Source organism: Geodermatophilus sp. SYSU D00710 (assembly GCF_054050195.1).
This window is the reverse complement of the sequence record NZ_JBJGYX010000029.1, coordinates 1-23,643: the sequence shown is the minus strand read 5'-3', so window position 1 is coordinate 23,643 and position 23,643 is coordinate 1. Positions and strand designations below refer to the sequence as shown.

Genomic DNA, 23,643 nt, shown 5'->3' with positions numbered 1-23,643 from the left:
CATGAGGATCCCCGTGCCGGCCGTCGCCGCCGCCGTCCTCGCGGGGCTGGGCGTGCTGCCGCTGGCGATCGTGGCGTTCCTGGTCTGGGCGCTCGGCGGGCTGCAGGCCGACGCCGGACGCGAGTGGGTCACGCTGGTCCTGCTCGTCGTCCCGCCCTTCCTGCAGCTGTTCGCCCTCACCTGGTTCCTGTTGCGGCGCGGCCGGGTGCCCCTGGTGCTCTCGGCGCTGCTCGCGATCGGCGTGGCGGGTCTGGTCGTGGCCACCGCCCGGTCGGTCGGCGAGCCGGTGGGCCCGGGCCCGTTCGTCCTGGCGCTCTGCCCGGTGCTGGCCGCCGGGCTGGCGATGACCCCGGCCGTGGGCCGCTGGCTGGCCGAGGCGCGCGACGCCCGGCGCCGGCCCGCGGCCTGACCGGCCGGGTCCGCGCAGCGTGCCGTCGTCGCCGTCCCGCCGCGCGGCGCCCCGGCGGTCCCCGCGGGCCGCGGCCGCGCCGCCGGCCCCCGCCCGGTCCCCGTCCCGGCCGGCGCGCGTCCGCCCGCTGACCGCGCCGTTCGCCGCGGTCTTCGGGCTGCTGGTCGCCGCCGAGGACCTCTACCTCGCCTGGCTGCTGTGGGCCCCCGAACCGGGCTGGGACTGGTTCGTGCTCACCCCGGCCGGGCTGGCGCTGCTCGCGGTGGTGGGCGCGGTCCTGGTGCTGCTCGGCCGGGGCCGGGGCTGGCTGGTGCTGACCCTCGCCACCGTCCCGTCGGTCCTGCTGCTGCTCGGCGTCGCGTTCCTCTTCGGCGTCCTCGGGGACGGCCGCTCGGTCGGGTGGGCACTGCTGCTCCTCGTCGGCCCGGTGGGCTGCCTGGTGCTCGCGGTGCGCCGCCCGATCCGGGACTGGACCCGCCCCCGGCGGGGGACACCGCCGCCGTCGGCGGCCCGTCCGCGCCGCGCCGGACCCCGCGGCGGCTAGCGTGCCCGCCGTGGTCGAGACAGACGTCGTCGTGGTGGGGTCCGGGCTGGCCGGGTTGGTGGCGACCGCCGAGCTCGCCGACGCCGGCAAGCGGGTGGTGCTCCTGGAGCAGGAGCCGGAGGCGTCCTTCGGCGGCCAGGCCTGGTGGTCCTTCGGCGGGCTGTTCCTCGTCGACTCGCCCGAGCAGCGCCGGCTGCGGGTGCGCGACTCCCTGGAGCTGGCCCGCCAGGACTGGTTCGGTACCGCCGCCTTCGACCGCGCGGAGGACCACTGGCCGCGCCAGTGGGCCGAGGCCTACCTGCAGTTCGCCGCCGGCGAGAAGCGGGCCTGGCTGCGCCGGCAGGGCGTCGGCTTCTTCCCGATCGTCGGCTGGGCCGAGCGCGGCGGCTACACCGCCACCGGCCACGGCAACTCGGTGCCGCGGTTCCACATCGTCTGGGGCACCGGCCCGGGCATCGTCGAGCCCTTCGCCCGCCGGGTGCGCGCCGCCGCCGACCGTGGCCTGGTCGACCTGCGCTTCCGCCACCGGGTCACCGGGCTGGTCGTCACCGGCGGCGCGGTCACCGGCGTGCGCGGGGAGGTCCTCGAGCCCAGCGACGCCGCCCGCGGCGAGGACAGCTCCCGCACCGCCGTCGCCGACTTCGAGATCGCCGCGCAGGCCGTGGTGGTCACCTCCGGCGGCATCGGCGGCAACCACGACCTCGTGCGGAGGAACTGGCCGGCCCGGCTGGGCCCGGCGCCGCAGCGGCTGTTGTCGGGCGTGCCCGCGCACGTCGACGGGCTGATGCTGGAGGCCACCGAGGCGGCCGGCGGCAACGTGATCAACCGCGACCGGATGTGGCACTACACCGAGGGGATCGCCAACCACTCGCCGGTGTGGAGCCGGCACGGCATCCGCATCCTGCCCGGGCCCTCGTCGCTGTGGCTCGACGCCACCGGCACCCGGCTGCCGGTCCCGCTGTTCCCCGGCTTCGACACCCTGGGCACCCTCGCGCACATCGGGCAGACCGGCCACGAGCACACCTGGTTCATCGCCACCAAGAAGATCGTCGAGAAGGAGTTCGCCCTCTCCGGCTCCGAGCAGAACCCCGACCTGACCGGCAAGGACGTCCGGCTGCTGGTCAACCGCGTGAAGGCCGGCGTCTCCGCCCCGGTGCAGGCCTTCCTCGACCGCGGCGAGGACTTCGTCACCGCGACCACCCTGCCCGACCTGGTCGCCGGGATGAACCGGATCACCGGCGGCACCCCCGAGCTGGACCTGACCACGGTCGAGCGCGAGGTCCTCGCCCGCGACCGCGCGGTGGCCAACGCCTTCACCAAGGACCTGCAGCTGACCGCGATCCGCGGCGCCCGCAACTACCTCGGCGACAAGCTCATCCGGGTCGCCCCGCCGCACCGGCTGCTCGACCCGCAGGCCGGCCCGCTCATCGCCGTCCGGCTCAACCTGCTGACCCGCAAGACCCTCGGCGGGCTCGAGACCGACCTGTCCGCCCGGGTGCTGCGGGCCGGCGGCGAGGTCTTCCCCGGCCTCTACGCCGCCGGCGAGGTCGCCGGGTTCGGCGGCGGCGGCGTGCACGGGTACCGGTCGCTGGAGGGCACCTTCCTCGGCGGCTGCCTGTTCTCCGGGCGGGTGGCCGGCCGGGCGCTGGCGACGGCCCTGTGACCGCCCCCGGCAGCCCCTGGGCCGATCCCGCGACCGAGACCGAGCCGGTCGTCTACACCGGGCCGCCGTCGTACGCGACCCCTCCGGTGCCCGGCGCCCTGCCGCCCGGGTACGGCTGGCCGCCCCCGTCGGTGCCGTACTGGCCGCACGGCCCGCTCGTGCCGGCGCGCCCGCGCCGCCCCGGGCAGGTCGTGGCCGCCGCGGTCCTCGCGTTCGTGCAGGCCGCCCTCGTGGCCCTGACGTCGGCCTACCTGCTCCTGCTGGCCAGCACGCTGGGCCTGGTGTCCCCCGGGTTCGGCGGCGACGCGGACGCCGACTCCCTGGTCACCGAGGCCGTCGTCGTCACCGTCGTGCAGCTGCTGTCGGCGGTCGCGCTGGTGGTCGGCGGGGTCCTGGTGCTCAACAGGCGCAGCCGCGGGTCGTGGCTGACGCTGCTCGTCGCGCTCGCCGTCCAGCTCGCCCTCGCCCTGTACTGGCTGGTCCGGCTGGGCACCCTCGACGGCTTCACCGACGAGGTCGGCCCCGGCGCCGTGCTGGTCACCGGGGTGCTGTTCTACGTCGCGGCTCCCGCGGTGGGCCTCGGCCTGCTGCTGGCCGGCGGCGTGCGCCGCTGGGCCGCCGACCCGGAACCGGCCGCCGCGGGCGCCCGGTGACGGGCCGGCCCGGACAACCCGCCCCGTTCCCGCCCGCCGTCCCCCCGGCGTACCCGCCCGCCGCGCCGCCCCGTCCGGGCACGGTGGTGACCGCCTGCGTGCTCGCCTGCGTCCTCGCCGCGGCGTCGGTGCCGGGGGCGGTGGCCACCTGGTGGTTCTCCGGGACGACGGACCTCTACGGCGAGCTGGGCTCCACCGTGCCCCGGCAGGGCCTGGTGGTGGCCCTGCTGGAGTTCGCCGCCGTGGGCGCGCTGGTGACCGGCGCGGTGCTCGTCACGGCCGGCATCGACCGGTGGACGCTGGTGGCCACCTGCGCGGTCGAGCTCGGCTTCGTCGGCTGGTGGATCCACCACGTCGCGACCGGGCCCTTCGGCGAGTACGACACCGACAGGCTGTCCTTCGGTGGTGCCGCGGCGGCCTTCGGCGCGCTCGCCGTCGCCGTGGCCGCGCTCGCGCTGTCCCCGCCGACCACGCGCTGGCTGGCCGCGCGGGGCCGCTGACCCGGCCCGTCCCGCGGGCGGGGGAGAATCGCCGGCATGCCCGCCGTCGACTCCGCCCTCGACCCCGCCGTCGCCGCGCTGCTGCGCCGCGACCCCGCCGGGCTGGTCGCCGCCGTCGTCCAGCAGCACGACACCGGTGAGGTGCTCATGCTCGCCTGGATGGACGACGAGGCGCTGCGCCGCACGCTGACCACCGGCCGCGCCACCTACTGGTCGCGCAGCCGCCGGGAGCACTGGGTCAAGGGCGAGACCTCCGGGCACCGGCAGTGGGTCCGCGACGTGCGGCTGGACTGCGACGGCGACGCGCTGCTGGTGCTCGTCGACCAGGAGGGCCCGGCCTGCCACACCGGCACGCGCTCCTGCTTCTCCCGCGACCTGGAGGTGACCCGTGCGGCTCGGTGAGACCACCCCGTCCCGCGAGGACTTCCTCGCCGCCGACCAGCCGGTCGTGCCGGTCACCCGGCGGCTGCTGGCCGACGGCGAGACGGCGGTCGGGGTCTACCGCAAGCTCGCGGGCAACCGGCCGGGCACGGTGCTGCTGGAGTCCGCCGAGCAGGGCAAGCGGTGGTCGCGGTACAGCTTCGTCGGCGTGCGCAGCGCCGGCGTGCTCACCGAGCGCGACGGGCGCACCCTCTGGCTCGGCAACCGGCTGCCCGGCCTCACCGACGACCTGCCCGAGGACCCGCTGGCCGCCGCGCGCACGCTGGCGCGGCGACTGCGCTCCCCGCGCAGCCCCGACCTGCCCCGGCTCACCGGCGGGCTGGTCGGGTACCTCGGCTACGACGTGGTCCGGCGTCTGGAGCGGCTGCCCGCCACCGCCACCGACGACCTCGGCATGCCCGAGCTGGCGCTGACGCTGGTCACCGACCTGGCCGTGCTCGACCACACCGACGGCACGGTGCTGCTCATCGCCGACGCCTTCCGGCAGACCGCGGACGACCCCGCGGCGGCCTGGGACGACGCCGTCGCCCGGCTCGACGCGATGGCCGCCGACCTCACCAAGGCCGTGCCGCCGGGCGTGGCCACCTTCACCCCCGCCGGGCCGCCGCCGGTGCGCAGCACCATGGCGCCGGGGGAGTACGAGGCCGGGGTGGAGGCCGTCCGCGAGCACATCCGCGCCGGCGACGCCTTCCAGGTGGTGCTGGCCCAGCGGTTCGAGACCGACACCGACGTCGACGCGCTCGACCTCTACCGGGTGCTGCGGGCGACCAACCCCTCGCCGTACATGTACCTGCTGCGCTTCGCCGGCCGGGAGACGCCCTTCGACGTCGTCGGCTCCTCGCCCGAGGCGCTGGTGACCGTCACCGGCGACCAGGCCGTCGTCCACCCGCCGGCCGGCACCCGCCCGCGCGGGGCCACCGAGGAGGAGGACCTGCGGCTGGCCGAGGGCCTGCTGGCCGACCCCAAGGAGCGCGCCGAGCACGTCATGCTCGTCGACCTGGCCCGCAACGACCTCGGCCGGGTGTGCGTGCCGGGCACGGTCGAGGTGCCCGACTTCATGCGCGTCGAGTACTACAGCCACGTCATGCACCTGGTCTCGACCGTCTCCGGCCAGGTCAGCCCCGACCGCGACGCGCTCGACGTCTTCGACGCGACCTTCCCGGCCGGCACCGTCTCCGGCGCCCCCAAGCCGCGGGCCATGGAGATCATCGAGTCGCTGGAGCCCACCCGGCGGGCGCTCTACGCCGGCACCGTGGGCTACGTCGACGCGAGCGGCGACATGGACATGGCCATCGCGATCCGCACCGCCGTGCTGCACCAGGGCCGGGCCTACGTGCAGGCCGGCGCCGGCATCGTCGCCGACAGCGACCCGGCCACCGAGGAGGCCGAGACCCGGCACAAGGCGCGGGCGGTGCTCTCGGCGATCGCGACCGCGGAGGGCATGCGGGAGGTGCGGTGAACCCGCGGCGGGAGCTCGGGACGGCGCTGGCCGGCTGCGCGCTCGCCGGGGCGCTGGCACTGTCGGCCGGCGGGCAGACCTGGTCCACGGTCACCGTCACCCGGCGCCCGCCGCTGCCGCCGGTCACCGAGGCGCTGACCGGCGCCGCGCTCGCGCCGCTGGTCCCCGCCGCCGGCCTGCTGCTGCTCGCCGCGGGGGTCGCGGTCCTCGCCGTGCGGGGCGCGGCCCGGGCCGCCGTCGGTGCGCTCGTCGTCCTCGCCGGGGCGGCGCTGACCTGGTCGGGCCTGCGGGTGCTCACCGGCGCCGCGGACACCGGGACGGCGGCACCGGGGGAGCGGCGCACCGCCGACCTGGCCGCGGCCTGGCCGGTGCTGTGCCTGGTCGCCGCCGTCGTCGCGCTCGCCGCCGGCGGGCTGGTCCTCGCCCGCGGACGGCGCTGGCCCGCGATGGGCCGGCGCTACGAGCGCGCGCCGGGTGCGGCCGCGCCCGCCCCGGCCCGGGCCCGCACCGACGAGGACCGGGCGCTCGACGCCTGGCGCGCGCTGGACCGCGGCGACGACCCGACCGACGACCCCACCGACGACCCGGCCGACGACCCGGCGCCCGGCCCGCCGGGCCGTCATCGCTAGGGTGTGACGACCGTTCCGGCGGGGGCCGGGACCCCCGACGACCAGCAGCGAGGAGGCGGTGTGACCGTCCTCGACGACATCGTCGCCGGCGTCCGCGAGGACGTCGCGGCGCGCGAGGCGGCCACCCCCCTGGCCGAGGTGAAGGCCGCCGCCCGCGACGCCCGCCCCGCGCTCGACGCGCTCGCCGCGCTGCGCGAGCCCGGCGTGGGCGTCATCGCCGAGGTCAAGCGGCGCAGTCCCAGCAAGGGCGCGCTCGCCGACATCCCCGACCCCGCGGTGCTCGCCCGGCAGTACGCCGCAGGCGGCGCCCGGGTGATCAGCGTGCTCACCGAGCGGCGCCGCTTCGGCGGCTCGCACGCCGACCTGGCCGCGGTCCGCGCCGCCGTCGACGTGCCGGTGCTGTGCAAGGACTTCGTCGTCAGCAGCTACCAGGTGCACGAGGCCCGGGCCCACGGCGCCGACGTCGTCCTGCTCATCGTCGCCGCGCTCGAGCAGAACGCGCTGCTCGGGCTGCTCGAGCGGGTCGAGTCCCTCGGCATGACGGCGCTGGTCGAGGTGCACACCGAGGCCGAGGCCGACCGCGCGCTGTCCGCCGGCGCCTCGGTGATCGGCGTCAACGCCCGGGACCTCACCACCCTCGAGATCGACCTGGGCACCTTCGAGCGGATCGCGCCCGGGCTGCCCTCGGGCGTGGTCAAGGTCGCCGAGTCCGGCGTGCGCGGCCCGCGCGAGCTCATCGCCTACGCCGCGGCCGGCGCCGACGCCGTGCTGGTCGGCGAGGGCCTGGTCACCGCCGGCGACGCCCGCCAGGCGGTCGCCGACCTGGTCACCGCCGGCTCGCACCCGGCCGTGCCGCGCACGACCCGCTAGACCTCGGCCTCGCTGCAGGGTCCCGCCGCGAGCCTGCGAGGGGCGGGGGGCAGCGAGGTCCTTAGGCTGGGCGCATGACCAGCAGCGCCGTGCACCCGCCCGAGGACCGACTCGCCCCGGCGCGTCCGTCCTGGCCGGATCCCACGGGCCACTTCGGCGTCTTCGGTGGCCGCTTCGTGCCCGAGGCGCTGATCGCCGCGCTCGACGAGCTGACCGAGGCCTACGAGACGATGCGCGTCGACCCGGCCTTCCTCGCCGAGTTCGCCGCCCTCCAGCGCGACTACACCGGCCGGCCCAGCCCGATCACGGAGGTGCCCCGGTTCGCCGAGCACGCCGGCGGCGCTCGGGTCCTGCTCAAGCGCGAGGACCTCAACCACACCGGCTCGCACAAGATCAACAACGTGCTGGGCCAGGCGCTGCTCACCAGGCGGATCGGCAAGCAGCGGGTCATCGCCGAGACCGGCGCCGGCCAGCACGGCGTCGCCACCGCCACGGCCGCGGCGCTCATGGGGCTGTCCTGCACGGTCTACATGGGCGAGGAGGACACCCGCCGCCAGGCGCTCAACGTCGCCCGCATGCGGCTGCTCGGCGCCGAGGTCGTGCCGGTGACCACCGGCTCGCGCACCCTCAAGGACGCCATCAACGAGGCGTTCCGCGACTGGGTGACCAACGTCGAGACCACCAACTACGTCTTCGGCACCGTCGCCGGGCCCCACCCGTTCCCGGCGATGGTCCGCGACTTCCAGCGCGTCATCGGCGACGAGGCCCGGGCGCAGGTGCTGGAGCGGGAGGGCCGGCTGCCCGACGCCGTGCTGGCCTGCGTGGGCGGCGGGTCCAACGCAATCGGCATCTTCACCGCGTTCGTCCCCGACGAGGGGGTCCGCCTGCTGGGGCTGGAGGCCGGCGGCGACGGCGTCGACACCGGCCGGCACGCGGCCACCATCACCGGCGGCTCGCCCGGCGTGCTACACGGCGCCCGCTCCTACCTGCTGCAGGACGACAACGGGCAGACGATCGAGTCGCACTCGATCAGCGCCGGCCTGGACTACCCGGGCGTGGGCCCCGAGCACAGCTTCCTCCACGACATCGGCCGCGCCGAGTACCGCCCGGTCACCGACGCCGAGGCGATGGAGGCCTTCGCGCTGCTGTGCCGCACCGAGGGCATCATCCCGGCGATCGAGTCCGCGCACGCCCTGGCCGGGGCGCTCGTCCTCGGCCGGGAGCTGGGGCCGGACGCGCTGCTGCTGGTGAACCTGTCCGGCCGCGGCGACAAGGACGTCGAGACGGCGTCGCGCTGGTTCGGCCTCGGCGACCGCGAGCACGTCGAGCCCGGCGCCGGCATGGACACCGACCAGCGGCCCACCGAGGGCGCGGTCAGCAACGACGAGGCCGTCCCCGGTCGGGACGCGGGGGAGTCGGCATGAGCCTGCTCGCCGACCGCATCGCCGCCGCCCGGGCCGAGGGCCGCGCCGCGCTGATCGCCTACCTGCCGGTGGGGTACCCCGACGTCGACACCTCGATCGAGGCGATGGTCGCGGCCATCGAGGGGGGCGCGGACGCCCTCGAGGTCGGGGTCCCGTACTCCGACCCCGGCATGGAGGGTCCGGTCATCCAGGAGGCCATGGACGTGGCCGTCCGGGCGGGCGTCGGGCTGCGCCACGTGCTGCCGGCCGTGCGGGCGGTCGCCGCGGCCGGCGGGGTGCCCGTGGTGATGAGCTACTGGAACCCGATCGAGCGCTACGGCGTCGACCGGTTCGCCGACGACCTGGCCGCCGCGGGGGGAGCGGGGGCGATCACGCCCGACCTCATCCCCGACGAGGCGGGGCCCTGGCTGGCCGCCACCGACCGCACCGGCCTCGACCGGGTCTTCCTGGTCGCCCCGTCGTCCACCGACGCCCGGCTGGCCGCCACGGTCGCGGCGTCCCGCGGCTTCGTCTACGCCGCCTCCACCATGGGGGTCACGGGCACCCGCGCCACGGTCAGCACGGCCGCCGGCGAACTGGTCGCCCGCACCCGCCCGCTGGCCGGGGACCTGCCGATCTGCGTCGGGCTCGGTGTCTCCAACGGCGACCAGGCCGCCGAGGTGGCCGGCTTCGCCGACGGCGTCATCGTGGGCTCGGCCTACGTCCGCGAGATGCTCGACGGGCGCGGCGCGGAGGGGGTCCGGGCCCTCTCGGCCGAGCTGGCCGAGGGCGTCCGCCGGCGCGCCGGGGTGCCCTCGTGAGCGTCCTCGCGGCGATCCCCAGCCCCGCGCAGGGGACCTGGTACCTCGGCCCGCTCCCGCTGCGGGCCTACGCGCTCTGCATCATCGCCGGCATCGTCGCCGCCTGCTGGATCGCCGAGCGGCGCTGGGTGGCCCGCGGCGGGCGGCCCGGGGAGGTCCTCGACATCGCCATGTGGGCGGTGCCCTTCGGGATCCTCGGGGGCCGGCTCTACCACGTGCTCACCACGCCCCAGCCCTACTTCGGCGAGGGCGGCGACCCGCTGCGGGCGTTCGCCGTCTGGGAGGGCGGCCTCGGCATCTGGGGCGCGATCGCCCTCGGCGGCGTCGGCGCGTGGATCGCCTGCCGCCGCCGCGGCATCCCGCTGCCGGCCTTCGCCGACGCCGCCGCCCCCGGCCTGCTGGTCGCCCAGGCCATCGGCCGCCTCGGCAACTGGTTCAACCAGGAGCTCTTCGGCCGGCCGACGACGCTGCCGTGGGCGCTGGAGATCGACCCGGTCCACCGGCCCGACGGCTACGAGGCGTTCGCCACGTTCCACCCGACGTTCCTCTACGAGCTGCTGTGGAACCTCGCCGCGGCCGCCGTCGTCGTGTGGGCCGACCGCCGCTTCCGGCTCTCCCACGGCCGGGCGTTCGCCCTCTACGTCGCCCTGTACTGCGCCGGCCGGCTGTGGATCGAGATCCTGCGCATCGACGACGCCAACCGCGTCCTCGGCGTCCGGCTCAACGTGGTCACCTGCATCGTGGTCGGCGTGCTCGCCGTCGCCTACATGGTCTGGCAGCGCGGCCGGCCGCGGGAGGTCCTCGACCGGGCAGGGAACACCGACGCCGGCGCCCCCGACGCCGGGGACGGCACCGCCGACGACGTCGGCGAGGCCCCCGCCGGCACCGACGCGCCCGGCGCCCGGCGGTCGGGGGACCGCCCCTCCGGCACGCCGGGAGCACCCTGACCGGACGCGCGCCGGACACCCTCCGGACGGGTGAGCGCCGCGTTACGGCTGTGTACCCTCCTGTGCAGACTCCCAGTGATCCTGGGTCGTCCCACGTGTCGGAACCGGGCCAGCGCTGCCCCGCGGACGACGACCCCGCGGCACCATCCGCGGGGCCGCGAGCTCAGCCGGTCCGGGCACACCGTGTCCGCCGGACGCCGGCTCACCGCAGCCCTCGGCTGCTCTCCGCCCCCCTGACCACCGGCCGTGCCCCCGCGCCGTCCTCCCCACGAGGCCGGCGCGGAAGCCGACGACGGGAGTGACCATGTCCGGGTCCCGCACCCCCGCCCCCCGCACCACCGCCGGCCCGGCCGTGCCGTTCTCGGCCACCCCGCCGGCCACCGGTCTCTACGACCCGGCCAACGACTCGGACGCCTGCGGTGTCGCCTTCGTGGCCGATGCCCGCGGCCGCCGGTCCCGCGCGATCGTGGCCGCCGGCCTGACCGCGCTGCACAACCTCGACCACCGCGGCGCCGCCGGCTCCGAGCCGAACTCCGGGGACGGCGCGGGCATCCTGACCCAGGTGCCCGACGCGCTGCTGCGGGCCGTCGTCGACTTCGACCTGCCGCCGCTGGGGGAGTACTCGGTCGGCATCGCCTTCCTGCCCCTCGACGCCGACGAGCGGGCCGCCCGCCAGGCCGACGTCGCGCGGATCGCGGCCGAGGAGGGCCTGACCGTCCTCGGCTGGCGCGACGTGCCCGTCGACCCCGACGGCGCCGACCTCGGTCCCACCGCCCGGGCGGTCATGCCGCACTTCGCCCAGCTGTTCGTCGCCGAGACGATGGGCGCCCGCGCCGACGCCTCCGCCTTCGGCGGCACGGTGGCCCCGAACGGCGTCACCCGGCTGGAGCGGCGCTCCTTCGTGCTGCGCAAGCGGGCCGAGCGGGAGGCCCGCGAGGCGGGCAGCTCGCTGTACGTGGTCTCGCTGTCCTCGCGCACCCTCACCTACAAGGGCATGCTCACCACCGACCAGCTGCCCGCGTTCTTCCCCGACCTGCGCGACGAGCGCTACGAGTCGGCGATCGCGCTGGTGCACAGCCGGTTCTCCACGAACACCTTCCCGAGCTGGCCGCTGGCCCACCCGTTCCGGTTCATCGCCCACAACGGCGAGATCAACACGATCAAGGGCAACCGGAACCGGATGCGCGCCCGCGAGGCCAAGCTCGAGACCGAGCTGTTCGACGGTCCCGCGGGCCCGGCCGCCGAGCTCGGCCTGGAGCGCATCTTCCCGGTGACCGCGAGCGACTTCAGCGACTCGGCCACCTTCGACGAGGTGCTCGAGCTGCTGCACCTGTCGGGCCGCTCGCTGCCGCACGCGGTGCTGATGATGATCCCGGAGGCGTGGGAGAACCACGACGAGATGGACCCGGCCCGCCGGGCCTTCTACCGGTTCCACTCCTCGATCATGGAGCCCTGGGACGGGCCGGCCTGCGTCGCGTTCACCGACGGCACGCTGATCGGCGCCGTCCTCGACCGCAACGGCCTGCGCCCGGGCCGCTGGTGGCGCACCCGGGACGACCTCGTCGTCCTGGCCAGCGAGGCCGGCGTGCTCGACATCCCGCCCGGCGACGTCGTCGCCAAGGGCCGGCTGCAGCCGGGCCGGATGTTCCTCGTCGACACCGCCTCCGGGCAGCTGGTCTCCGACGAGGAGGTCAAGGGCGCCCTCGCCACCGAGCACCCCTACGAGGACTGGCTGCACGCCGGGCTGGTGCACCTGCCCTCGCTGCCCGAGCGGCGGCGCGCGCGGCCCAGCCACGAGTCGGTCGTGCGCCGCCAGCAGCTGTTCGGCTACACCGAGGAGGAGCTGCGCCTCCTGCTCACCCCGATGGCCGCCAGCGGTGCCGAGCCGATCGGCTCGATGGGCACCGACACCCCGATCGCGGCGCTGTCGGACCGCTCCCGGCAGCTCTACGACTACTTCGGGCAGCTGTTCGCCCAGGTGACCAACCCGCCGCTGGACGCCATCCGCGAGGAGCTGGTGACCAGCCTGGGCCGCACCTTCGGCCCCGAGCAGAACCTGCTGTCGGCCACCGCGGCCTCCTGCCGGCAGGTGTACCTGCCCTACCCGGTCATCGACAACGACGAGCTGGCCAAGATCCTGCACATCGACGACGACGGCGACCTGCCCGGCTTCGCCGCCGTCCGGATCACCGGCCACTACGACGTCACCGGCGGCGGCCCCGCGCTGGTCGAGGCGATCGAGCAGCTGCGGACCAAGGTCAGCAAGGCGATCTCCGCCGGCGCCCGGATCATCGTGCTCTCCGACCGCGACTGCGACGAGCGCCGCGCCCCCATCCCGTCGCTGCTGATGACCGCCGCCGTCCACCACCACCTGGTGCGCGAGCGGACCCGCATGGAGGTCGGCCTGGTCGTCGAGTCCGGCGACTGCCGCGAGGTGCACCACGTGGCGCTGCTGCTCGGCTACGGCGCGGCCGCGGTCAACCCCTACCTGGCGTTCGAGTCCATCGAGGACCTCATCCGCGACGGCGCCCTCACCGGCGTCCAGCCCGCGCAGGCCGTGCGCAACGTCGTCAAGGCGCTGGGCAAGGGCGTGCTCAAGGTGATGAGCAAGATGGGCATCAGCACCGTCGGCTCGTACACGATGGCGCAGATCTTCGAGGCGGTCGGCCTGTCGCAGGACGTCGTCGACGAGTACTTCACCGGCACGTCGTGTCCCCTCGGCGGCGTCGGCATGGACGTGCTCGCCGAGGAGGTCGCCATGCGGCACCGGCGGGCCTACCCGGAGAACCCGACCGAGCGGGCGCACCGCCGGCTGGAGACCGGCGGGGAGTACCAGTGGCGCCGCGAGGGCGAGGTGCACCTGTTCAACCCCGAGACGGTGTTCCTCCTCCAGCACTCCACCCGCTCGCGGCAGTACGAGGTCTTCGAGCGGTACACGCAGACGGTCGACCAGCTGTCGGAGGAGGCGGCCACCCTGCGCGGCCTGTTCTCCATCCGGAAGAGCGTGCGCCCGCCGGTGCCGATCGAGGAGGTCGAGCCGGCGAGCGAGATCGTCAAGCGGTTCCAGACCGGCGCGATGAGCTACGGCTCGATCTCCCAGGAGGCGCACGAGACCCTCGCCATCGCGATGAACCGCCTGGGCGGGCGGTCCAACACCGGCGAGGGCGGCGAGGACCCCGACCGGTACGTGCCCGACCCCAACGGCGACCTGCGCCGCTCGGCGATCAAGCAGGTGGCCAGCGGCCGCTTCGGCGTGACCAGCGAGTACCTGGTCAACTCCGACGACATCCAGATCAAGATGGCGCAGGGCGCCAAGCCCGGCGAGGGCGGCCAGCTGCCCGGCGGCAAGGTCTACCCGTGGGTGGCCCGCACCCGGCACTCGACCCCCGGCGTCGGCCTGATCAGCCCGCCGCCGCACCACGACATCTACTCGATCGAGGACCTCAAGCAGCTCATCCACGACCTGAAGAACGCCAACGACCAGGCGCGGGTCAACGTCAAGCTGGTCGCCGAGGTCGGCGTCGGGACGGTCGCGGCCGGGGTCAGCAAGGCCCACGCCGACGTCGTGCTCATCTCCGGGCACGACGGCGGCACCGGTGCCGCGCCGCTGACCTCGCTCAAGCACGCCGGCTCGCCGTGGGAGCTGGGCCTGGCCGAGACACAGCAGACGCTGCTGGCCAACGGCCTGCGCGACCGGATCGTGGTGCAGGTCGACGGGCAGATGAAGACCGGCCGCGACGTCGTCGTCGCGATGCTGCTCGGCGCCGAGGAGTACGGCTTCGCCACCGCCCCGCTGGTCGTGTCCGGCTGCATCATGATGCGGGTCTGCCACCTCGACACCTGCCCGGTCGGCGTCGCCACGCAGAACCCGGAGCTGCGCAAGCGGTTCACCGGGCGGCCGGAGTTCGTGGTCACCTTCTTCGAGTTCCTCGCCGAGCAGGTGCGCGCCTACCTCGCCGAGCTCGGCTTCCGCTCGGTCGACGAGGCGGTCGGCCACGTCGAGCTGCTCGACACCCGGCAGGCGGTCGACCACTGGAAGGCCCGCGGGCTGGACCTGTCGCGGATGCTGGCCCTGCCCGAGCTGCCCGAGGGCACGCCGCGGCGGGCGGTCCGCCCGCAGGACCACGGGCTCGACGTCGCCCTCGACCAGACGCTGGTCCAGCTGTGCGAGGGCGCGCTGCTCGACGCCCGCCCGGTGCGCCTCGAGCTGCCGGTGCGCAACGTCAACCGCACCGTCGGCACGATGCTCGGCTCGATGGTCACCCGCCGCTTCGGCGGCGAGGGCCTGCCCGACGACACCATCGACCTGACCTTCACCGGGTCGGCCGGCCAGTCCTTCGGCGCGTTCCTGCCGCGCGGGGTCACCATGCGGCTGTTCGGCGACGCCAACGACTACGTCGGCAAGGGCCTCTCCGGCGGGCGGATCGTGGTCCGCCCGGCCCGCGAGGCCCCCTTCGCCGCCGAGGACAACGTCATCGCCGGCAACGTCATCGGCTACGGCGCGACCTCCGGCGAGATCTTCCTGCGCGGGCGCGTCGGCGAGCGGTTCTGCGTGCGCAACTCCGGCGCGCTGGCCGTCGTCGAGGGCGCCGGCGACCACGCGCTGGAGTACATGACCGGCGGGCGCGCGGTGGTCCTCGGGCCCACCGGGCGCAACGTCGCGGCCGGCATGTCCGGCGGGGTGGGCTACGTCCTCGACCTCGCCCGCCACCGGGTCAACCCCGAGATGGTCGACGTCGAGCCGCTCGACGGCGAGTCCTCCCAGTGGCTGCGCGACGTCCTGGTCCGGTACCACGCCGCGACCGAGTCGCCGGTCGCCGCCGCGCTGCTGGCCGACTGGGGCCGGTGGTCGGAGCAGTTCAGCGTGATCATGCCGCGCGACTACCGCCGCGCGCTCGAGGCCCGGCGCGCCGCCGAGGCCGCCGGGACCGATGTCGACCGAGCAGTGATGGAGGCCGCACGTGGCTGACTCCACGGGGTTCCTGAAGTACGAGCGGGCCCTGCCGCCCCGGCGGCCGGTGGACGTCCGCATCCTCGACTGGAAGGACGTCTACCTCTCCCGGCAGAACGGCGAGGACGGCGTCTACCCGGTCGCGGCACTGCGCCAGCAGGCCGCCCGGTGCATGGACTGCGGCATCCCGTTCTGCCACCACGGCTGCCCGCTGGGCAACCTGATCCCGGAGTGGAACGACCTGGCCCGCCGCGACGACTGGCGCGACGCCATCGAGCGGCTGCACGCGACCAACAACTTCCCGGAGTTCACCGGGAAGCTGTGCCCCGCCCCCTGCGAGGGCGCCTGCGTGCTCAACCTGCAGGACTCCCCGGTGACGATCAAGCAGATCGAGTGGGAGATCATCGACCAGGCCTTCGAGCGCGGCTACGTCGAGCCGCAGGCCCCGGCCGAGCGGACCGGGAAGTCGGTCGCCGTCGTCGGGTCCGGCCCGGCCGGCCTGGCCGCCGCCCAGCAGCTCACCCGGGCCGGGCACGACGTCACCGTCTTCGAGCGCGCCGACCGGATAGGCGGCCTGCTCCGCTACGGCATCCCCGAGTTCAAGATGGAGAAGTCCGTCCTGGACCGGCGGCTGGACCAGATGCGCGCCGAGGGCACCCGATTCGTCACCGGGGTCGAGGTCGGCGGCAGCGGCGAGGGGGACCTGTCGGCCGAGCAGCTGTGCGCCGAGTACGACGCCGTCGTCCTCGCCGCGGGCGCCACCGTCGGCCGCGACCTGCCCGTGCCCGGCCGGGAGCTCGAGGGCATCCACCTCGCCATGGAGTTCCTGCCCTTCGGCAACCGGCAGGCGCTCGGCGAGCTCGACAACCCGCCGATCACCGCGAAGGGCAAGGACGTCGTCATCATCGGCGGCGGTGACACCGGCGCGGACTGCCTGGGCACCTCGCACCGGCAGGGCGCCCGGTCGGTGACCCAGCTGGAGATCATGCCGGCGCCGCCGGAGCGGCGGGCCGAGGGCAACCCCTGGCCGACCTACCCGATGATCATGCGGGTCTCCTCGGCGCACGAGGAGGGCGGCGAGCGGCTGTACTCGGTCAACACCGAGCGCTTCCTGGGTCATGAGGAGGGCCCCGCCCAGGGCCGCGTGCGCGCGCTGGTGCTGCACGAGGTCGAGCGGGTCGAGGGCCGGTTCCAGAAGGTGGAGGGCACCGAGCGCGAGCTGCCCGCCCAGCTGGTGCTGCTGGCCATGGGCTTCACCGGCGCCCAGCGCGAGGGCCTGGTGGAGACCCTGGGCCTGGAGATGGACGCCCGGGGCAACGTCGCCCGCGACGACGAGTTCATGGCGAGCGTGCCCGGCGTCTTCGTCGCCGGCGACGTCGGCCGCGGCCAGTCACTCATCGTGTGGGCGATCGCCGAGGGCCGCGCCGCCGCCGGCGCCGCCGACGCGTGGCTGACCGGCAGCTCCATGCTGCCCCGGCCGGTCACCCCGACCGCGGTCGCGCTCCGCTGACGGCTCCGGAGGCCGGGTCCCGCGACACCGCGGGACCCGGCCCGGACGCCGCTGGAGCGACCGTTAGCGTTCCTGGCATGTCCCGCCGCGCGAAGATCGTCTGCACCCTGGGTCCGGCCACCAGCTCCCTGGAGCAGATCACCGCCCTCGTCGAGTCCGGGATGGACGTCGCCCGGCTCAACTTCAGCCACGGGTCGCACGCCGACCACGAGGTGGCCTACCAGCGCGTGCGCCAGGCCTCCGACGCCACCGGGCACGCCGTCGCCATCCTCGCCGACCTGCAGGGCCCCAAGATCCGCCTCGGCACCTTCGCCGACGGCCCGGTCACCTGGGTCACCGGCAGCCGGGTCTGCATCACCGTCGAGGACGTCGAGGGCACCGCCGAGCGGGTCTCCACCACCTACAAGGGCCTGGCCAACGACGCCCGGGTGGGCGACCGGCTGCTGGTCGACGACGGCAAGCTCGCGCTGACGGTCGTCGGCATCGACGGTCCCGACGTGTGGTGCCTGGTCGTCGAGGGCGGCGAGGTCTCCAACAACAAGGGCCTGTCGCTGCCCGGGGTCGCCGTCAGCGTCCCGGCGCTGTCGGAGAAGGACGAGGAGGACCTGCGCTTCGCCCTGCACCTGTCGGTCGACTTCGTGGCGCTGTCGTTCGTCCGCTCGCCGGCCGACGTCGAGCTGGTGCGCGACATCATGCGCCAGGAGGACGTGCACCTGCCGGTCATCGCCAAGCTGGAGAAGCCCGAGGCGGTGGCCAACCTGGAGGCCATCGTCGAGGCCTTCGACGGGGTCATGGTGGCCCGCGGCGACCTCGGCGTGGAGCTGGCGCTGGAGCAGGTGCCGCTGGTGCAGAAGCGCGCCGTGCAGGCCGCCCGCGAGCGCAACAAGCCGGTCATCGTGGCCACCCAGATGCTCGAGTCGATGATCGTCAACTCCCGGCCCACCCGCGCGGAGGCCTCCGACGTCGCCAACGCCGTCCTGGACGGCGCGGACGCGGTCATGCTCTCGGGGGAGACCTCGGTGGGCCGCTACCCGGTCGGCGCCGTCCGCACGATGGAGCGGATCATCGCCGCGGTCGAGGGCGACGACCGGTGGGTGCCCGAGCTGACCCGCCGCTCGCGGTCCCGGTCCGGGGCGATCGTGCGCGCCGCCCGCGACATCGGCGAGGCGCTCGACGTCAAGGCGCTGGCCACCTTCACCCAGACCGGCGAGACCGCCCGCCGGCTGGCCGCGCTGCACCCCCGCCAGCCGCTGCTGGCCTTCACCGTCGACGCCCGCGTGCGCAGCCAGCTCGCGCTGTCCTGGGGCGTGGAGACCTTCCTCGTGCCCTCCGTCGAGCACACCGACGACATGGTCGACCAGGTCGACTTCTCGCTGCTGTCGATCGGACGGCTGCGGGTCGGCGACCGGGTGGTCGTCGTCGCCGGCAGCCCGCCGAACACGGTGGGCTCGACCAACCTCATCCGGGTCCACGAAGTCGGCACCGACTCGTGAGCTCCGGCGGGACCCAGGCCGCCGTCCTCATGAGTGTCCTCGACCTCGAGGAGCGCTCACCCGACCTGTTCGTGGGGCAGACGCCGAGCACCCGGCTGCAGCGGATCTTCGGCGGCCAGGTCGCCGCGCAGGCGCTCATGGCCGCCGTGCGCACGGTGCCGGCCGCGCGGGGGGTGCACTCGCTGCACTCGTACTTCCTGCGGCCCGGTGACCCGAACGAGGAGCTGCGCTACACCGTCGAGCGGATCCGCGACGGCCGGTCGTTCTCGACCCGCCGGGTCATCGCCTGCCAGCGGCGCCGCGGCGAGGACGTCGGCGTCTTCGCGCTGACCGCCGACTTCCACGCCGGGGAGGCCGCCGTCGTCACGCACGCCCGGCCGATGCCCGACGTGCCCGGCCCCGAGGACCTGCCCTCCCTCGCCGACCACGCCGCGGGCCACGGCGCCCTGGCCGCCCCGGCGCTGGAGATCAGCCGGGCGGTGGAGCAGCGGCCGCTGGGCAACCCGTTCGCCCCCGACCCGAAGACACCGCCGCGCACCCAGTCCCACGCGTGGTTCCGGGTGACCGGGCGCCTGCCCGACGACGCCGGCGTGCACGCGGCCGCGCTGACCTTCGCCACCGACCTGACGCTGCTCTCGGCCGGGCTGGCGCGGGTCGGCGGCGGGTGGGGCGGCCGCTACGTCGGGTCCAGCCTCGACCACGCCGTCTGGTTCCACGCGCCGGTGCAGGCCGACGAGTGGTTCCTCTACGAGACCGACAGCCCGGCGGCCACCGCCGGCCGCGCGCTGTGCTTCGGCAGCATCTGGGCCGCCGACGGCACCCACGTGGCCACGGTGGCCCAGGAGGGGCTCATCCGGTCACTGGGGGAGTGACGGCGGCGGGGGCGGCCTCCTCCTCGTGGGTCTCGTCGTCGGTCCCCTCGTCGCTCTCCACCGCGCGCAGGACCGCCAGGCGCTGGGCCTCGCGCTCGGCCTCGACGGCCCGCTCGGCCTCGGCGCGGCGCTCGGCGTCGGCACGGGCCCGCTCGGCGGCGGCCTCGGCGAAGTCGTCGGCGAGCCAGTCGTGGCCCCCGCACAGCAGCGCCCACGCCCGCTCGACGTGTGCCCGCGTCGTCGTCGGCGCCCCGACGGCCACCCGCAGCACCACCTGGCCGCGCACGGTCGTGTGGGTCAGGAACACCTCGCCGCCGTCGTTGAGCCGCTCGAGCAGCGTCATGGTCGCGACGTCGGCGTCGACGTCGGCGGGCCACCGCGGCCGCAGGCACACCAGCGACAGCGGGTGCGGGACGACGACGTCGAAGCGGTCGTCGGCCTCGGCCCAGCCGGCCAGCTCCTGGGCCAGGGCGACGCCGGAGCGGACGTGCGCCCGCAGCCCCTCGGCGCCGTACCAGCGCAGCACCGCCCACAGCTTGAGCGCGCGGAACCGGCGGCCCAGCTCGATCTGCCAGTCGCGGTAGTCGACCACCGCGCCGGCCTCGGTGGCGGCGTTGCGCAGGTACTCGGGGAGGATCCCCAGCGCCCCGGTCAGCGCCGCCCGGTCGGCGACCCAGAACAGCGTCGCGTCGAAGCCGGTGAGCAGCCACTTGTGCGCGTCGGTGGTGTAGCTGTCGGCCTCCTCGACGCCGGCCTGCAGGTGCCGCAGCTCCGGGGCGAGGGCGCTGACCCCGGCGTAGGCGGCGTCGACGTGCAGCCACGCGCCGTACCGGCGGCAGATCGGGCCGATCTCGGCGAGCGGGTCGACCGCGGTGGTCGACGTCGTGCCGACCGTCGCGCAGACCAGCACCGGGCGGAAGCCGCGCTGCGTGTCCCGCTCCAGCCGGGCCGCGAGCGCGGCGGGGCGCATCCCGAGGTCGCCGTCGACCTCGACGATCCGGACGGCGTCGCTGCCGAGGCCGGCGATCCGCACCGCCTTCTCCATCGACGAGTGGGTCTCGGAGGAGACGTAGACGGTGTACTCGTCGGGCCGCACGCCGTGCCGGACGGTGCCGCCGCCGCTGGCCCGGTGCAGCGCGGCCAGCAGCGCGACGAGGTTGGCCCCGGAGCTGGAGTCCTGGACGACGCCGCCCCCGGTGCCGGTGGACCGGAACGTCTCGGGCAGGCCCAGCAGGTCGGCCAGCCAGTCCAGGACGTGCTGCTCGAGCTCGGTGGCCGCCGGGCTGGTCACCCAGGACATGCCCTGCACGCCCAGGCCCGCCGAGATCAGGTCGCCGAGGACGGAGGGGCCGGAGGTGTTGGCCGGGAAGTAGGCGAGGAAGCCCGGGTGCTGCCAGTGGGTGACCCCGGGGAGGACGATGCTCTCCAGGTCGGCCAGCACGGCGGAGAAGGGCTCACCCTGCTCGGGGGCCGACGGCGGCAGCGCTGCGCGCACGTCACCCGGCGCCACCCGCGAGCGGACGGGGAACGACTCCAGCCGCGACCAGTAGTCGGCGATCCAGTCGACCACCTCGTGACCGTGCTGCCGGAACTGCTCGGGGGTCATGTGGGGGACGGGCTCGCTCACCCCGATACCGTATTGCCCGCGACGAGCGGGCCCCGGAGGGGTTACCCGCGACGAGTGGGCCCGGAGGGGTCCGCGAGGAGCGAGGCGGCGCAGGACGAGGACGCCGGGACGCGAGCCGCCCTGCGAGGCGGTGTGAGGAGCGGGACCCGGAGGGTCCCCGACGAACACCAGGGAGGGCTCCGCAGGGTTCGGGGACGGCACGTGGCCGCGGTGGTCGTCCGGAGGACGACTGTCGATCACGGTGCCCCCGGTGCGACTCGAACGCACACTGCGCGGGTTTTGAATCCGCTCCCTCTGCCGATTGGGGTACGGGGGCCGGCCACCGCGACCGGGATCACGGCGCCGCCAGCGTAACCGGGCGGCTGCTCCCGGTTCCCGTCGCTAGGCTCTGCGCCCGTGAGCAGCGAGCCGACCCGGGTCCTGATCGCCGAGGACGAGGCCCTCATCCGCCTCGACCTCAAGGAGATGCTCGAGGAGGAGGGCTACGTCGTCGTCGCCGAGGCCGGCGACGGCCAGACCGCCGTCGACCGGTCCCGCGAGCTGACCCCCGACCTGGTCATCCTCGACATCCAGATGCCCGTGCTCGACGGGCTGGCCGCCGCCGAGCAGATCGCCTCGGACCGCATAGCGCCGGTCATCGTGCTGACCGCGTTCAGCCAGCGCGAGCTCGTCGAGCGGGCCCGTGACGCCGGCGCCATGGCCTACCTGGTCAAGCCGTTCTCCAAGAACGACCTGGTGCCGGCGATCGAGGTCGCGCGCGCCCGGTTCGCCGAGATCTCCGCCCTCGACGGGGAGGTGCGCACGCTCGAGGAGCGGCTGGAGGCGCGCAAGGTCGTGGAGCGGGCGAAGGGCCGGCTGATGGCCGAGCAGGGGATGACCGAGGCCGAGGCCTTCCGCTCCATCCAGCGCGGCGCGATGAACGAGCGGACGTCGATGAAGGCACTGGCCGAGCGCATCCTGGCCGCCGACGCGACACCGGCGGAGGGAACACCCTCCTGAGTGACACGCGGGGGCCGTGAGCAACGGAGCAGGTCACGACCTCGTCACGGTCTCCGCTCGTGCACTTCCGCTCACTGTGGCAGCGGTTACCTTCTGCGGACTGACGGGGCCGGTGCGTCCGCGCCCGGCCCGCCGCCACGACGTACGACAACTGGGAGTTTCTGGATGCGCACGCGTACCTACGCCCGCAGCATCGCCGTCATGTCCGCCGCCCTCATCGTCCTCACCGCCTGCGGTGGCGGCGAGGAGGACACCGGCGGGGACTCCGGCGGCGGCGGTGACGCCGCGGGCAGCGGTGAGAAGCAGGTCAACATCTACGGCACCGACGGCAACATGGGTAACGCCCTCGCTGAGGACTTCTCCGAGGAGGGCGCCCTCGCCGGGATGAGCGGCACGACGCCGCTCACCGACCTGGGCTCGGAGTTCACCGACCGTCTGCTCGAGGTCGACCCCGCCCTGCAGGACTACAACTACGCGGGTGAGACCTACGACGCGGTGGTCCTCACCGCGCTGGCCGCACAGGCAGCGGGCACCAACGACGCCAACGTCTTCAAGGCCTACGTCAACGGCATCACCACCGGCGGCGACAAGTGCACCGACTTCGCCGGCTGCCTGGAGATCATCAACAACGGCGGCAACGTCGACTACGACGGCATCTCCGGTCCGCTGGCCTTCACCGACGCCGGTGAGCCGGCCGCGGCGAGCTTCGCTCTGCTGCAGTTCGGCGAGGACAACGCGCTCGACGACTCCGCCACGGAGTACGTCATCGCCGGGGACGAGGCCAACGCCTCGACCGACGAGGGCCCGGCGTACGCGCCGGCCGGCACGACCGGCGAGCAGCTGGTCATCGGCACCCTGCTGCCGCTGACCGGTGACCTCGCCTTCCTCGGCCCGCCGGAGGTCGCGGGCGCCCGCCTCGCCGTCCAGGAGATCAACGCCGCCGGCGGCGTCCTCGGCCAGGAGGTCCGCCTCGAGGAGGGCGACTCGGGCGACGCCACGACCGACACCGCCACCCAGACCGCTGACCGCCTGCTGCAGGCCGGCGTCAACGCGATCGTCGGTGCGGCGTCCTCGACCGTCAGCCTCAACGTGATCGACCGGATCACCGCGGCGGGCGTCATGCAGATCAGCCCGGCGAACACGTCGGACCAGTTCACGACCTACAACGACAACGGCCTGTACTTCCGCACCGCGCCGCCGGACGTCCTGCAGGCTCGTGCCCTCGCCGACCTGATCGCCGCTGACGGCAACAACACCGTCGGGATCCTGGCCCGTAACGACGCCTACGGCAACGGCCTCGCCGAGAACACCCGCAACAACCTGCTCTCGGGCGGCCTCAGCGAGGACCAGGTCGTCAGCATCATCTACGACCCGAACGCCGCCAACTTCGACACCGAGGTGCAGGAGATGGTGGACCTCAACCCGGACGCGATCGTCGTCATCGGCTTCGACGAGTCCGCCCGGATCATCCAGGGTCTGAACGAGAACGGCATCGGCCCGCAGCGCTGACCCGCTGACGGCGCTGTGAGGCCACAGCGCTGACGACAGCACCATCGGCAGCGGCCCGGTACCCCTCACGGGGTGCCGGGCCGCTGTGCTGTCCGGCGGTGCCGGGCCTGGGCGCCACTGCCCGCAGCACGATCGGCTCAGCTGGTCGTGCTGCGTCCTGGGTCTCCGGGGTCGGTGGGGCCGGCGGGCCCGGGGGGGCGCGGGCGCCCCCCCCCGCCCCCGCCGGGGCCGGCCCCCCCCCCCCCACCGCGGAGGGGTTGAGCAAGAGCTACGGCTCGCTCGAGGTGTTCACCGACGTCGACCTCGCCGTCGACCGGGGTGCGCGGGTGGTCGTCCTCGGCCT

At 75.0% G+C, this 23,643-nt stretch carries 19 protein-coding genes, 1 tRNA gene and 1 pseudogene; 19 read left to right on the top strand and 2 right to left on the bottom strand.

Features of this window, described 5'->3' with window-relative positions:
• Position 1 precedes the first annotated feature (1 nt).
• The 16 genes from ACI78U_RS14500 to ACI78U_RS14425 all read left to right on the top strand — a co-directional run bounded on the left by ACI78U_RS14500 (position 2) and on the right by ACI78U_RS14425 (position 19,165).
• The gene (locus ACI78U_RS14500) at positions 2 to 409 is read left to right on the top strand and encodes a hypothetical protein (protein ID WP_456876029.1); all 408 of its coding nucleotides are present in this window, start codon (positions 2 to 4) and stop codon (positions 407 to 409) included.
• A gap of 19 nt (positions 410 to 428) precedes the next feature.
• Positions 429 to 953 (top strand): hypothetical protein, encoded by a 525-nt coding sequence (locus tag ACI78U_RS14495; protein ID WP_456876028.1) that lies wholly within the window; start codon positions 429 to 431, stop codon positions 951 to 953.
• A gap of 10 nt (positions 954 to 963) precedes the next feature.
• The gene (locus tag ACI78U_RS14490; RefSeq protein ID WP_456876027.1) at positions 964 to 2,616 is read left to right on the top strand and encodes an FAD-binding dehydrogenase; all 1,653 of its coding nucleotides are present in this window, start codon (positions 964 to 966) and stop codon (positions 2,614 to 2,616) included.
• Positions 2,613 to 3,269, top strand: coding sequence for a hypothetical protein (locus ACI78U_RS14485; protein WP_456876026.1), 657 nt, complete (start codon positions 2,613 to 2,615; stop codon positions 3,267 to 3,269). The genes ACI78U_RS14490 and ACI78U_RS14485 overlap by 4 nt, the downstream gene beginning before the upstream one ends.
• Before the next feature lie 86 nt (positions 3,270 to 3,355).
• The gene (locus ACI78U_RS14480; RefSeq protein ID WP_456876025.1) at positions 3,356 to 3,769 is read left to right on the top strand and encodes a hypothetical protein; all 414 of its coding nucleotides are present in this window, start codon (positions 3,356 to 3,358) and stop codon (positions 3,767 to 3,769) included.
• A 36-nt stretch (positions 3,770 to 3,805) separates the two neighbouring features.
• Positions 3,806 to 4,171 (top strand): phosphoribosyl-AMP cyclohydrolase, encoded by a 366-nt coding sequence (hisI, locus tag ACI78U_RS14475; protein ID WP_456876024.1) that lies wholly within the window; start codon positions 3,806 to 3,808, stop codon positions 4,169 to 4,171.
• The gene (locus ACI78U_RS14470) at positions 4,158 to 5,669 is read left to right on the top strand and encodes an anthranilate synthase component I (RefSeq protein WP_456876023.1); all 1,512 of its coding nucleotides are present in this window, start codon (positions 4,158 to 4,160) and stop codon (positions 5,667 to 5,669) included. Before hisI ends, ACI78U_RS14470 begins: the two co-directional genes overlap by 14 nt.
• A complete protein-coding gene (locus ACI78U_RS14465) occupies positions 5,666 to 6,298 on the top strand; it encodes a Trp biosynthesis-associated membrane protein (protein ID WP_456876022.1) in 633 nt (210 codons plus the stop codon). The genes ACI78U_RS14470 and ACI78U_RS14465 overlap by 4 nt, the downstream gene beginning before the upstream one ends.
• Positions 6,299 to 6,358: 60 nt before the next feature.
• A complete protein-coding gene (gene trpC, locus ACI78U_RS14460; protein ID WP_456876021.1) occupies positions 6,359 to 7,168 on the top strand; it encodes an indole-3-glycerol phosphate synthase TrpC in 810 nt (269 codons plus the stop codon).
• Between the two features lie 74 nt (positions 7,169 to 7,242).
• A complete protein-coding gene (trpB, locus tag ACI78U_RS14455) occupies positions 7,243 to 8,592 on the top strand; it encodes a tryptophan synthase subunit beta (RefSeq protein WP_456876020.1) in 1,350 nt (449 codons plus the stop codon).
• Positions 8,589 to 9,392 carry a tryptophan synthase subunit alpha gene (gene trpA, locus ACI78U_RS14450; RefSeq protein WP_456876019.1) on the top strand — a complete coding sequence of 268 codons (804 nt, stop codon included), beginning with the start codon at positions 8,589 to 8,591 and terminating at the stop codon, positions 9,390 to 9,392. Before trpB ends, trpA begins: the two co-directional genes overlap by 4 nt.
• Positions 9,389 to 10,339 carry a prolipoprotein diacylglyceryl transferase gene (lgt, locus tag ACI78U_RS14445; RefSeq protein ID WP_456876018.1) on the top strand — a complete coding sequence of 317 codons (951 nt, stop codon included), beginning with the start codon at positions 9,389 to 9,391 and terminating at the stop codon, positions 10,337 to 10,339. Before trpA ends, lgt begins: the two co-directional genes overlap by 4 nt.
• A 304-nt stretch (positions 10,340 to 10,643) precedes the next feature.
• Positions 10,644 to 15,308 (top strand): glutamate synthase large subunit, encoded by a 4,665-nt coding sequence (gltB, locus tag ACI78U_RS14440; RefSeq protein WP_456876017.1) that lies wholly within the window; start codon positions 10,644 to 10,646, stop codon positions 15,306 to 15,308.
• Positions 15,301 to 16,800: a glutamate synthase subunit beta gene (locus tag ACI78U_RS14435; protein ID WP_456876016.1), complete on the top strand. Its 1,500-nt coding sequence runs from the start codon at positions 15,301 to 15,303 to the stop codon at positions 16,798 to 16,800. The genes gltB and ACI78U_RS14435 overlap by 8 nt, the downstream gene beginning before the upstream one ends.
• 77 nt (positions 16,801 to 16,877) lie before the next feature.
• Positions 16,878 to 18,293, top strand: a complete 1,416-nt coding sequence (gene pyk, locus ACI78U_RS14430; RefSeq protein WP_456876015.1) for a pyruvate kinase — start codon at positions 16,878 to 16,880, stop codon at positions 18,291 to 18,293.
• Positions 18,290 to 19,165, top strand: coding sequence for an acyl-CoA thioesterase (locus ACI78U_RS14425; RefSeq protein ID WP_456876014.1), 876 nt, complete (start codon positions 18,290 to 18,292; stop codon positions 19,163 to 19,165). Before pyk ends, ACI78U_RS14425 begins: the two co-directional genes overlap by 4 nt.
• Here the strand turns inward: ACI78U_RS14425 and ACI78U_RS14420 are convergent.
• Positions 19,143 to 20,792, bottom strand: coding sequence for an aminotransferase class V-fold PLP-dependent enzyme (locus ACI78U_RS14420; RefSeq protein ID WP_456876013.1), 1,650 nt, complete (start codon positions 20,790 to 20,792; stop codon positions 19,143 to 19,145). The genes ACI78U_RS14425 and ACI78U_RS14420 overlap by 23 nt on opposite strands.
• Positions 20,793 to 21,034: 242 nt before the next feature.
• Positions 21,035 to 21,108, bottom strand: a tRNA-Leu gene (locus ACI78U_RS14415).
• A gap of 80 nt (positions 21,109 to 21,188) precedes the next feature.
• Here ACI78U_RS14415 and ACI78U_RS14410 point away from each other — a divergent pair.
• The 3 genes and pseudogenes from ACI78U_RS14410 to ACI78U_RS14400 all read left to right on the top strand — a co-directional run.
• Entirely contained in the window at positions 21,189 to 21,791 is a 603-nt protein-coding gene (locus tag ACI78U_RS14410; RefSeq protein WP_456876012.1) for an ANTAR domain-containing response regulator, read from the top strand.
• A 165-nt stretch (positions 21,792 to 21,956) separates the two neighbouring features.
• Positions 21,957 to 23,300, top strand: a complete 1,344-nt coding sequence (locus ACI78U_RS14405) for an ABC transporter substrate-binding protein (protein ID WP_456876011.1) — start codon at positions 21,957 to 21,959, stop codon at positions 23,298 to 23,300.
• Positions 23,301 to 23,398: 98 nt separating this feature from the next.
• Positions 23,399 to 23,643, top strand: a pseudogene (locus tag ACI78U_RS14400) (hypothetical protein); the annotation flags it as partial.